The following is a 12,136-nucleotide window of genomic DNA, read 5'->3' on the forward strand; positions in this document are numbered from 1 at the left end:
ATCCGTTGCGCGCCGGCGAGTCACTCGATCTCGGGGTAGTGATTGAATACCTCCGTTTCGCCCTCACCGAACAGGATCACGTCATAGGCCATCCGGCGGTGATCGACTTCCATCCCGGGTGAGCCGAGCGGCATGCCCGGCACGCTCAGCCCGCGCGCATCAGGCTGTTCCGCCAGCAGACGCTGTACGTCTTCGGCCGGTACATGGCCTTCGATGACGTAGTCGCCCACCGTGGCCGTATGGCAGGAGGGCAATTCCTGCGGCACGCCAAGCTCGCGCTTGACGCGGTTCATGTCACCGGTCGGGATAGCCTCCACTTCGAAGCCATTGGCCTGCATGTGCTCGACCCATTTGCCGCAGCAGCCGCACTGGGGATCGTGGTAGACGGTCATGGCGTGACCGGATTCATCATTGGCTCCCTCGGGCGGCGTCGGTGACTGGCCCGTGCACGCCACGGTCATCAGGAGCGAAGTGACGGCGATCAGTGTTGCGATTGCGTTAGGAGTTCTCATGGTTGGTTTCCTTCGATTTCATGGCGGTCGGGCAGGCCGCGGCCGTGCCATAGATAGTAGATTGCCGGCAGCACCAGCAGGGCGGAAAGCCAGACGGCGAACACGCCGCCGACCATCGGGGCGGCGATGCGCTGCATGATTTCCGAGCCGGTGCCGCTGGTGAGCATGACCGGCAGCAGGCCCAGAAAGACGGTGGCCTGGGTCATGGTGATCGGCCGGATGCGCTTGAGGGCACCGTCGACGATGGCCGATCGCAGATCGGCGCGCGTGATCGAAGTATTGCCCAGCGCGGCACGTTCGCGCCAGGCCTGGTTGAGGTAGACAAGCATCAGCACGCTGACCTCGGCAGCCAGCCCGGCCAGGGCGATAAAGCCCACCGAAACCCCGACCGAGAAGTTGTAGCCGAGCAGCCACATCAACCACAGGCCGCCGACCAGCGATAGGGGCGCGACCAGCAACACCATGACGACATCGACGATGCGATGGAAGGTCAGCATCAGCAGTACGATGATGATCGCCAGGGTGACCGGGATCATCAGCCGCATGCGTTCGGCGGCACGTTCGAGGTATTCGTACTGGCCGCGGAAGGCGAAGCTGTAGCCGGCCGGAAAATCGATTGACTCGGCGATCGTGGCCCGGGCCGTGTCGACCCAGGCGGCCAGGTCGTCGGTGTCGAGCTCGACGAAGACGATGCCGGCCGGCCGGGTGTTCTCGGTACGGATTCGTGGCGGCCCGTCTTCTATACGAATCTCGGCGACTTCGCCCAGCGGGACATGGGCTCCTTTTGGCGTGACCAGCGGAAGCTGCCGTAGATCCTCGGGTGAGTCCCGGAAATCGGACAGGTAGCGCAAGTTGACCGGAAATCGTTCCAGACCTTCGACCGTCTCGGTGACATCGGCCCCGCCGATACCGTAGCGCACGGTGTCCTGTACGCTGCGTATGTCGAGGCCGTGGCGGGCGGCCGCGCTACGGTCGATGTCGACGGTGATGTAGCGGCCGCCGGTCGGCCGGTCGGCGAAGGCGCTGACGGTGCCGGGCAGGGCGCCGACTTCGTCGGAAATCCGGCGCGCCAGGCGCTCGATCTCACCCAGGTCCGGACCGGTGACGAGAATCCCGACATCGGTCTGGATGCCGGTCTGCAGCATGTCCAGCCGCGTCTGGATTGGAAACACCCAGGCGTTCGTCAGTCCGGGAAGCTGAAGCATGGCATCGAGCTCGTCGATAATCGTCTGCGTGGTCGTGCCTGCCGGCCATTCGTCCTTCGGCTCGAGGGTGATGAAGGTCTCGATCATCGTCAGCGGCGCCGGATCGGTAGCCGTCCCGGCGCGCCCGATCTTGCCCATCACGCGCTCAACGCGGGGATGCTCGGCGATCATCCGGTCGGTCTGTTGCAGCAGCTCGCGCGCCTTGTCCGGGCTGATGCCGGGCAGCGTGGTCGGCATGTACATCAGGCTGCCTTCGTCGAGCTCGGGCATGAACTCGCTGCCGATGCGGCTCTGGGGCCAGAGTGTGCTGGCCGCGGCGATCACGGTGATGCCGATGACCAGCCATGGTCGATGGACGCAGGCCCTTACAACCGGCCGATAGAGTGCGGCCAGGCCGCGCGCGATTGGATTGCCTTCCTCGCCGCGCAGGCGGCCGCGAATGAAATAGCCCATCAGCACCGGCACCAGGGTGATCGCCAGCCCGGCCGCGGCGGCCATGGCATAGGTCTTGGTAAAGGCCAGCGGCGAGAACATCCGCCCCTCCTGGGCCTGCAGGGCAAATACCGGCAGGAAGCTCAGGGCGACCAGCAGCAGGCTGAAGAAGATCGGCCGACCAACTTCCAGCGTGGCTTCCTCGATCACCGGCCAGTGTGGATCACCCGGCCGGTGTTTCTCGAAACGTCGATGCACGTTCTCGATCAGCACGATGGCAGCGTCGACCATCACGCCGATGGAAATCGCGATGCCGCCGAGTGACATGATGTTGGCGTTGATGCCCTGAAGGTTCATGATCACGAAGGCGGCCATCACGCCCAGCGGCAGCGAGATCAGGATCACGATCGACGATCTCAGATGCCACAGGAACAGGCCGACAATCAGCACAACGACAATGAACTCCAGCGCCAGTTTTTCCCACAGCGTGTTCACCGCCGAGGTGATCAGCGCCGAGCGATCGTAGGTCTCGACGATCTCCACGCCGTCCGGCAGTCCGCTTGCCAGCTCGTCAAGTCGTGCCCGGACCGCTTCGATAACCTCGCGTGCGTTCTCGCCCGAGCGCATCACGACGATGCCGCCGACCACCTCGCCTTCGCCGTCGAGGTCGACCATGCCGCGCCGCGCGGCCGGGCCGCGCCGAATCTCGGCCACGTCGCCGAGCATGACCGGCGTGCCGTCCTCGGCCAGGCCCAGGCTGACCTGCTCGAGATCCTCGAGACCCTGGAGGTAGCCGGTGGCGCGCACCATATATTCGGCTTCCGCGCGCTCGATGACCGAGCCGCCGGCCTCGCTGTTGGCGCGCTCGATGGCGTTCTTCACCCGCGCGATGTCGAGGTTGTAGGCGCGCAGCCGGTTGGGGTCGAGCGCAACCTGGTATTGGCGCACCATGCCGCCCATGGTTGCGACCTCGGAGACCCCGGCGACCGACTGCAGTTCGAACTTCAGGAACCAGTCCTGCAGGGCCCGCAGCTCGGCCAGGTCGTGCTCGCCGCTGCGATCGGCGAGCACGTACTTGTAGACCCAGCCCACGCCCGTGGCATCCGGCCCGAGCTGGGCCTGGACGCCGGCGGGCAGGCGACCGGAGACCTGGCTGAGGTACTCCAGTACCCGCGAGCGCGCCCAGTAGAGGTCGGTCCCTTCTTCGAACAGGATGGTGATGAACGAATCCCCGAACATCGAGAACCCGCGCACCGTGTGGGCGCCCGGAACGGCCATCAGGGCGGTCGTGAGCGGGTAGGTGACCTGGTCCTCGACCACCTGCGGCGCCTGGCCCGGGAAGGAGGCGCGCACGATCACCTGCGGGTCGGAGAGGTCGGGAATGGCATCGACCGGGGTGGCCCGGATTGCGAAAATCCCGAGCACGGCCAGGATCGCCGCGGCCAGCAGCACCAGCGCGCGGTTGGCCAGCGACCAGCGGATGATGGCTTCAATCATGACGAGTGCCCCTTTCAGTGGTCATGGCCGCCTCCCAGCCGGTCGTGGCCGGCGCGAAGGTTGGCTTCCGAATCGATCAGGAACTGCCCGGAGGTGACGACCTCCTCGCCCTCGCTGACGCCGGCGAGAATCTCGGTGTACTCGCCGCTTTCCATGCCGGCGCGGACCTCGCGGACGGAGAAGCGCTCCTCGCTGTCGCGCAGGATCACGCGGGTGGCCGTGCCGGTGCGGATCAGCGCCTCGGTCGGCACGAACAGCAAGTCTTCCCTGGGTCCGGCGTAGATCGTGACCGTTGCCCATTCACCGGGGCGAAGGCCGGCCTCGGCGTCTTCGATTTCGATTCGGGCACGGGCGGTTCGGGTCGTCTCGTCGAGTTCGGGGTAGACGAAGTCGATCTCGGCCTCGAGGGTTTCGCCCGGCCGGGTCTCGCGCGTGATTTCGACCGCCTGCCCGGCTTCGATCCAGGCCATCTGCGCGGCGAAAACGTCGGCCATCACCCACACGCGGTCAGGATCGGCAATGACCAGCATGTCGCTGCCCGGCGCGACGAACATACCGGGGCGGATATTGAGGGTGCGGACATAGCCGTCCTGCGTGGCGTACCAGGGCAGGTAATCGATGACCTGCCGTTCGCGCTCGATGCGATCTATGACCTGTGGCTGGACATCGAGCGCGGCCAGGCGCTGGCGCACGGCACGGGCCATCTCCGCGCCGCCGGATCGCAGGGCTTGCAGGAACTCTTCCTGGGCGTTGACCAGCTCGCGCGAATAGAGGGTGAACAGGCGCTGTCCGGCTTCGACCGGCTCGCCCACGGCATTGACGTCGAGCTCGCCGATCCAGCCCTCCACGCGCGGATGGACATGGGCCAGGCCGGTTTCGTCGACCTGGATGCGGCCGACGGTGTCGATGCGTCGCCACAGACGCCCGTGCTGCACCTCGGCAGTGCGCAGGTTCATGCTCTGCTGGATGCGGCCGGGTACACGAATAGTCGCTTCATCGTCCCCGGATTGCTCACGCTCCACCAGGTCCATGCCGCAGATCGGGCACTGGCCCGGGCCGTCGCGCGACACCTGCGGATGCATGGGGCAGGTCCAGTCGGTGCCGGAGGATGTCGCCGTGTCTTCGAGCATCCGGTCGACGGCGCTGTCCTCGCTCGCAGGCTCGGCAGGCGAATGGTCGGCGTGGTCGTGATTGTCATGGTCATCGTCCTGGCGGGCCGAAAGCGGCAGGGCCAGGGCCAGTGTGAGTATCGCGACAAGGATCTTCATGATTCAGTCTCCCCGGCCAGGTAGCGAAGTTGGACGGCGGCCTGCATGCGCTTGCGGCGCAGGTCGATAGCGGCCAGTTCCTGGTCGAGCAGGGCCAGGCGGGCGCGGATCAGTTCGTCGAAGCTGGCGCGGTCGGAACGGTAGGAAGTCATGGTCGACTCCACGGTATTCTCGGCCGCCACCAGGACATGCTTTTCCAGCAGTTCCAGGCGTTGGTCGCGGCCCTGCCACAGCCGGTTCTGACGGTCGAGTTCGCCGCGCAATTCCTCGAGCCGATCGGCGATGTCGTGTCCTCGTGCTCGATATTCGGCCTGCGCGGCGGCCAGGCGCTGGTCCTGCCGATTGGCGGTAAATAGCGGCAGGCTGAAGCTGACCATGGCGAAGAGTTTGTCGGACTGACGATTGAGCGTCATCGGGTCGTTGCCGCGGGTATGGCCATAGCCGGCCTCGATCATCCATTGCGGCCGGTAGGCTTCTCGCGCCAGGCCAACCCGCGACTCGTCTGCCGACTGCCGGTATTCCAGCTCGGCCAGGCTCGGGTGGGCATGGAGCTCGTTTTCAAGTCGAGAGAAGGCCGGTGGATTCGGCCAGTCGGGCAGTTGTGCCTCGCGGCCTTCGCCGGGCCTGCGGCCCGTCCAGCGTTCGAGCCGGCTGGCGGCCTCGTCAACGGCGGTTTCGCGCTCCAGGATTCGCTCGTCGAGCAGGGCCAGCTCCAGCCTGGCCTGGCTGATATCCCGCTGCCGACCGGTGCCGGCACGATAACGCGCTTCGGTAATCGCCAGCAGGTCTTCGAAGGACTGCCGGCTGCTTCGGGCGACCGCCAGGGTCTGTCGGGCCGCGGCCCAGTCGACCCAGGCCGAACGTGTCTGGCGGAGCACCTCCAGTTTTCGCGCCTGGTAACGCGCTTCAAGCGCGCGCGTTTCCCGGTTGCCGGACTCGCGCCTCAGCGCCAGCGTGTCGCCGGCGGGCAGGCGCTGGCGAAAGCCGATCCGGTACTGGGTCATCATGTCCGCGTCGAGCGGATCGTCCACAGGCAGGCCCTGGGCGCCGATGAACACTTCCGGATCGGGCAGGGTGCCGTCGGCTCGCGCCGACGCCTCGCGTGCCAGCCCGCGTTGCTCGAGCGCCAGCAGTCCCGGGTCTCTTTCAATCGCCAGCGACTCGGCCAGCGCCAGTTCCATGGCCGCCGCGGGCGGAGCGGATACGATCAACAGGAAGATGGCGAGAACGTGCCATCGCTTTGGTGTCTGCATGGCAGACCTCTCTTGCTATTCGGAAGAATCGATCAGGCAGCGCAGCGCTACCTACGAACAAGCGAAAGAGGTCAGGCCCTTGGGGGGCGCAGCAGTTTTGAGGTGGTGGCCACCGGGGAGGGTGTCGCCAGCATCCAGGCCGGACTCACCGGCGCGCTCAAGGCAGCGGCGGACCCATGGATCGGGACGACCGGACTGAGTGCGGTGCAGACGCAGTTGCCGTGCTCGCAGGGCTGATCGGTTTCGCAGCAATCGTGCGTCGAACCATCCATCGTGTCGCCGGTCGGGGCATCAGCGGAATGGCAATCGGAGCCGTGTCCGGATTCCGTGTCCGCCTGTGCGGCGGGTGCTTGAGATGAATCGATCATGCCCGTGCCCAACGCTGGAATGCTCCCCGACGCGAGGGCGGCAGCGAGGAGGCAACGCAACAGGATGCGGAATACGGGCTTCATGTTTTGAGTTTACCAGCCTGAAGAGTCCGTGTCTTGGCCGGGCCTGTGGGCGTGGGCCGCTCTGAGTGTTCCGGGAGTGTTCCGGTGCAGTGACAACTCTGCTATCGTTTTCGCCAGCATCCGAAAAAGGGGATTACGCCAGAAATGAATTCCTGCGCTCGCCGGCAAGTTCACGCTGCCGTTGTGGAAGTCATGTTCAGGTTTGTCGGATGAAGCGGCCGCACCCGGAAACAATCGCTCGATTGCTGGATGGCTTGCCGCGTTCGCTTTTTCTTGCCTCGCGGGATCTCGACGGCGTGATTTCGGGACGCAGCATCCCCACGCGTGAAGCCGTCGAACGCATCCTGGAACTGATCGAACCCCTCGGCCTGGGCCGACGTGTGCTGGTGATCGGCGCCGGCGCCGGCTACCTCGCCGCGGCGTTTGCACGCACGGTCGATGATGTGGTGGTGGTTGAGGTCAAGACGGAGGTGGCCGACATTGCAAGGGCGAACTTCGAGCGGGCCGGGGTCGAGAATGTCCGCCTGATTCTCGGGGAGGGCGAGCTGGGCGCGCCGGACCTGGCGCCTTTCGACCTGATTTTCTGCAACGCCCGCATCAACGACCGGGAGCGTCTTGCCGATCAACTCGCCGAGGGCGGCCACTTGGTCACGCTCGAGGGAGACGAGTCCCTGGTTCCCTTGCTCGTGGCCCGCGGTCTGGAAAACGAGCGCTTCAGGCGACGTGAACTCGGGCTGGTCAACCTGGCCCATGATGCGGGCGACACCATGATCGACCTGGGCTATATCGACGAAAGGCAGCTTGACGATGCACGGGCGGAAGCGCGTCGACGGCGCGAGCCGGTGATCTCCGTCCTGCAGCGTCGCGGCGATGTTGCCGATGTGGATCTTTATCGCAGCCTTGCCGAACGCTACGGGCTCCGGCTGGCCAGCGCCGACGAACTGCTCAAGGATCTCGATCTCGCCCTGTTCCGGCGGTTTTCCAAGACATTCCTGGACAACCAGCGCCTGGTGCCGATTCGCTCGGGCGACGGGGTGCTGTACGTGGCGACCGACAATCCCGATGCCCCGACCGAGGATGTGGCGCGGGTACAGGACTTCAAGTCGGTAGAGAAATTGCTGGTTACGCCCACCGATTTCCGGCGGCTGTGGCAGGTCATCGATCTTTCCTCGCGCGGCAGCGAAATGCTGCGCTGGACCGAGCAGAACCAGGAACCGACGCGCTCCGACGACCTGCTCGACAGTTCCGATCGGGAACTCAGCCATTACCTGGTTTCCCTGTACGAGTCGATCCTTCTCGACGCGGTCAGCGCCAAGGCCTCCGACATTCACGTCGAGCGTTATGGCGATCGGATTCGAATCCGGATCCGGGTTGACGGAGAGCTGCACGATTTGACGCACTACCAGCTCACGCCGCGTGACCATGCCGGTCTCATCAACGTCATCAAGGTGCGCGCCGAGATCAACATTGCCGAGCGGCGCCTGCCGCAGGGGGGGCGCTCGCACATGCGGGTAGGCGCCACCAACTACGACCTGCGGGTCCAGATCCAGCCGTCCTTGCACGGCGAGCACGCCGTGATTCGCCTGCTGTCCCAGACCGGGCGAGTGCTGGGGCTGCGTGAATTGGGCATGTCCGATCGGGTGGCCGGTTTCTACCAACGGCTGCTGGACAATCCCGCCGGGCTTGTGCTGGTCGTGGGGCCGACCGGCTCGGGCAAGTCGACGACGCTCTATGCCGCGCTGCAGGAACTGGCCGATGACGGTCGACGCAAGGTGATTACCGCCGAGGACCCGATCGAATACTCCATCGACAATATCCAGCAGACGCGGGCGCGTCCCGATATCGGCTTCAGCTTCGCCGATGCCATGCGTTCTTTCGTCCGCCAGGATCCCGACGTGATCATGGTGGGGGAGATTCGGGACTCGGAGACGGCGCTGGAGGCCATGCGTGCATCACAGACCGGGCACCTGGTGTTGTCGACCCTGCACAGCAACGACGCAGTCGACGCGCTGCAGCGCCTCTATGATCTGCAGGTATTGCCCAACTCGATCGCCGGGGAGCTCCTGGCGATCATCGCCCAGCGACTGGCCAAGCGCATCTGCGAGCACTGCCGGGAGCCGGCCGAACCCGATCAACGCGTTGTACGGGAATTGTTCCCGGAGCGTGTACCCGTCAACTTCCGCTGCTTCCGCGGCCGAGGCTGCAAGCACTGCAATGGCCTGGGTACGCGCGGCCGGGTCGCCGTGGTCGAGTACCTGCAGGTCAACGACGATATCCGGCGCGTCATTTCCCTGCAGCCACCGGCCGGGGAGTTGCGCTGGCAGGCGCTCGACGCGGGCCTGATCACCATGCGCGACAGCGCGCTCGACCACGTCATCAATGGCACCATTCCGCTCGAGGAGCTCCCCCGCATCCTGCCGCAGGATCGCATGGCGCCTGAGCAGCGCGGTGGCAGGAGGAAACAGTCGTGAGCAGAAAGCCGCAATTGCAGCGACCGCCGGCGGAAAAAGCTTTCGCCGACGAGCTCAAGCGACTGGCAAGCTGGGATGAGCATCCCGTACCGCCGGGATGGAAGCTCTCGCCGCTGGCGGTTGAGAAGTTCGTGCTCGGCGATGACGAATTGAAGATCAGTCACAAGATCGTGATTGACCCGGGCGTGATCACGCGTGTGGTCATTGCCCTTTGTACCGATCGGGGGTGCCTGCTGGTCGGCGAGCCGGGAACGGCCAAGTCCTGGTTGTCCGAACTGCTCGCCGCGGCCATTTCCGGCGATTCCTCCCTGACCCTGCAGGGCGGGGCACTGAGCGAAGTCGACCAGCTGCTCTACAGCTGGAACGATGCGCTACTCGCGCAGGGCGGCCCCAGGCCGGAGGCGCTGGTGCCCAGCCCGATCTATCGCGGCATGCGCGACGGCAAGATCGTGCGCTTTGAAGAAGTCGCCCGCTGCCCCCAGCCGCTGCAGGATGCGCTGCTGTCGATCCTGTCCGACAGGCTGATCACGGTGCCGGAACTCAGTGGCCAGTCCGGCGTCCTCTATTCGCGCGCCGGTTTCAACGTGATCGCCACATCCAACAGCATCGATGAAGGCGTCAACCGGATGAGTGCCGCGCTCAAGCGGCGCATGAATTTCGAGACGGTTCCCTCGATTCGCGATGTCGAAGACGAGATCGAAGTGGTGTCGCGAGAGGTCGGCCGGCTCAACGAGTCCGCCGGCGTGGATGTGCGAATCGATCCATCCGTGATCATGGCCCTGGTGACCATTTTCCACGAACTGCGCAACGGCCAGTCACTGAGCGGGCGTTCGACCGATCGCCTGGCCGGTGCAACCATGTCGACGGCCGAGGCCGTCAGTGTGGGGCATGCACTGTGTATCCATGCCCGTTACTACACCGACGGCGAAGTGGCTATCGACAGCCTGGTCCATTTCATCGTCGGTTCGGCGTTGAAAGACCAGCCCGACGATCGCCGCCGGTTGCGCCATTACTTCGACACGGAAATCGCCCAGAAGCGCGGCGAGATCTGGAAAGCGGTTTACGCCCAGCGCGACCTGATCTGATGTTCGATCAGCGCTGGACGAGCTGGCGGTAGATCGCGGGCAGGGCGGTGGCCAGCGCGGCGGCCCGGGGCACGATGGCGTAGCCGCTGCGGCCGAAGATCAAAGGGAAGTACTGGCGAGCGCGCGCGTCGATGGTGACGCCGAAGACCACCAGCCCGTCGCGGCGGGCCTCGCGCACGGCCATGCGCGTGTCCTCGATGGCGTAGCGTCCTTCGTAGTGGTCGGTGTCGTTGGGCTTGCCATCGGTAAGCACCAGCAGCAGCCGGTGGCGGTTGGCTTTTTCGGCCAGCTCGGCCGCCACGTGCCGGATGGCCGCGCCCATGCGCGTGTAGCGTCCCGGCTCGAGCGCGGCGATACGGCGCTCAATGCCGCGATCCATGGGTTCGTCGAAGCGTTTGAGCGGCGTGATTTCCACGCGCTTGCGCCGGTGCGAGGTGAAGCTGTAGACGGCCTGCTCGTCGCCGCAGGCGTCGATGCCGTTGGCGAGCACCAGCAGGGCTTCCTTCTCGATATCGATGACGCGGCGATCGTCGAGCCAGGAGTCTGTCGAGAGAGATACGTCCACCAGGGTGGCCACGGCTAGGTCGCGCGAGGTGTCGCGCCAGGTTGAATAGATGCGCTCCGAACCAGAATGGCCGGCGGCGCGCTCGGTGACCATGCGAACCAGGGCGTCCATGTCGAACTCGTCGCCGTCGAGCTGGGCGCGCAGCAATTCGCGCCGAGGCCTGAGCGCTTCGAACTGCCGCCGCACGCTACGAATGCGTGACCGGGTGTCGGCATCCGGTGACCAGTCTTCGTCGGCCATTCCGGGGTCGAGCACTTGCACGGCACAGAAATCGGGCAGGTAGCGCCGGCGGCCGTAGTGCCATTCGGGCCAGGTGACATTCGCTTGCAGCGTGGTCTCGGGTACGGCTGCGGAGGCGACCTCCAGGCCCATCTTCAGGCGCGTGGCCGCTTTCTTCCGGTGTTTGGACAGGGTCAGCTCGTCGAGCCCTTCGGCCGCCTGGCGCGCCTCGTCCTCGTCGTCGTCTTCGACAGCCCGGTTGACGTTGACCATTTCCGCCCAGGAAATGATCTTCTCGAAGGGGTTGAGCATCAGCGGGTCGTCGCGCTCGGTCTGGTCGAGGCGGCGTCTGTGGGCCTGGAACATCTGCTCGCCGACTTCCTTTGCGTCGCCGCCGGCTTCCTCTTCGTCGGCGTCCCGTTCGGGCTCGCTTTCGGTTCCGGCGCCGGCGGTGACCGCCGGCCAGAGCGGCACCGGCAGCGGTGGGCGATAGCCCGACGGGGCGCGGAAGTCGCGAATCGTTCCGGGATTTGCGGTCACGGCCCCGTACAGCTCGGTTGCGCGTTCATCGAGATTGATGTCCTGGCCCAGCAGGCGAACAATGACCTGCTCGACAGCGGCCTCGACCGGGGGCAGACGGCGCGTTGGCCGCAGGCGGACCAGGTCGGCGGCGAGCTCCGTGTAGCGCGCGCGCCAGCCCGGGAACTCGCTCAGCAATGCCTGGAGCGCCTCGGCCGAGGCTGCCAGGTAGAGCAGGTCGCGCTGCAGCGGATCGGGTGTCGCCGGCGGCAGGAGGCTGAATGCCACAAAGGCGGTCTGCCAGAAATACAGCCGGCGGTTGCGCTCGGGATCCGGAAACAGGGCGTTGCGTTGCGGCAGGACTAGGTGCTCGGCATCGAGCCTCGCCAGCTCCATCGGCTCCTGTTCGAGGCCCAGTCGCTGGCGCCAGCTCAGCCGGTGGGCCTGGCCGGCCGCGCGCGAGGTGGTCAGGGTAATGCCGGTCGGGCCGCCCAGCGCCCGGAAGTAGACGGCCAGTGCATCGCGCAGGGCTTCGAACTCGACGGCGGCCTCGGGATGGGTCGGATAACTGGTCGCCGCCGATGCCCAGCGGTGCCACCAGCGACCGGCGAGTTCCTCGAATTCGAGCCATTCAGGCATCGGGGCTCACACTCCGTGT

The 12,136-nt window shown here is 65.8% G+C and carries 8 protein-coding genes; 2 read left to right on the forward strand and 6 right to left on the reverse strand.

The window, feature by feature from the left end; translation table 11 throughout:
- Positions 1 to 20: 20 nt before the first annotated feature.
- The 5 genes from ACDC66_RS04035 to ACDC66_RS04055 form a co-directional block, all read right to left on the reverse strand.
- Positions 21 to 512 carry a DUF411 domain-containing protein gene (locus ACDC66_RS04035; RefSeq protein ID WP_376695389.1) on the reverse strand — a complete coding sequence of 164 codons (492 nt, stop codon included), beginning with the start codon at positions 510 to 512 and terminating at the stop codon, positions 21 to 23.
- The gene (locus ACDC66_RS04040) at positions 509 to 3,646 is read right to left on the reverse strand and encodes an efflux RND transporter permease subunit (protein ID WP_376695390.1); all 3,138 of its coding nucleotides are present in this window, start codon (positions 3,644 to 3,646) and stop codon (positions 509 to 511) included. Before ACDC66_RS04040 ends, ACDC66_RS04035 begins: the two co-directional genes overlap by 4 nt.
- A 14-nt stretch (positions 3,647 to 3,660) precedes the next feature.
- Positions 3,661 to 4,914, reverse strand: a complete 1,254-nt coding sequence (locus ACDC66_RS04045; protein WP_376695391.1) for an efflux RND transporter periplasmic adaptor subunit — start codon at positions 4,912 to 4,914, stop codon at positions 3,661 to 3,663.
- Positions 4,911 to 6,167: a TolC family protein gene (locus ACDC66_RS04050; RefSeq protein ID WP_376695392.1), complete on the reverse strand. Its 1,257-nt coding sequence runs from the start codon at positions 6,165 to 6,167 to the stop codon at positions 4,911 to 4,913. The genes ACDC66_RS04045 and ACDC66_RS04050 overlap by 4 nt, the downstream gene beginning before the upstream one ends.
- Positions 6,168 to 6,238: 71 nt before the next feature.
- Entirely contained in the window at positions 6,239 to 6,535 is a 297-nt protein-coding gene (locus ACDC66_RS04055) for a hypothetical protein (protein ID WP_376695393.1), read from the reverse strand.
- Between the two features lie 293 nt (positions 6,536 to 6,828).
- Here ACDC66_RS04055 and ACDC66_RS04060 point away from each other — a divergent pair, with 293 nt between their 5' ends.
- A complete protein-coding gene (locus ACDC66_RS04060) occupies positions 6,829 to 9,090 on the forward strand; it encodes an ATPase, T2SS/T4P/T4SS family (protein ID WP_376695394.1) in 2,262 nt (753 codons plus the stop codon).
- Complete coding sequence (locus ACDC66_RS04065) at positions 9,087 to 10,175, forward strand: ATP-binding protein (RefSeq protein WP_376695395.1); 1,089 nt, start codon at positions 9,087 to 9,089, stop codon at positions 10,173 to 10,175. The genes ACDC66_RS04060 and ACDC66_RS04065 overlap by 4 nt, the downstream gene beginning before the upstream one ends.
- A gap of 7 nt (positions 10,176 to 10,182) precedes the next feature.
- Here ACDC66_RS04065 and ACDC66_RS04070 read toward each other — a convergent pair whose 3' ends face one another.
- Complete coding sequence (locus tag ACDC66_RS04070; RefSeq protein ID WP_376695396.1) at positions 10,183 to 12,117, reverse strand: nitric oxide reductase activation protein NorD; 1,935 nt, start codon at positions 12,115 to 12,117, stop codon at positions 10,183 to 10,185.
- Positions 12,118 to 12,136 lie beyond the last annotated feature (19 nt).

Source organism: Wenzhouxiangella psychrophila, from assembly GCF_042310375.1.
Taxonomy (GTDB): domain Bacteria; phylum Pseudomonadota; class Gammaproteobacteria; order Xanthomonadales; family Wenzhouxiangellaceae; genus Wenzhouxiangella.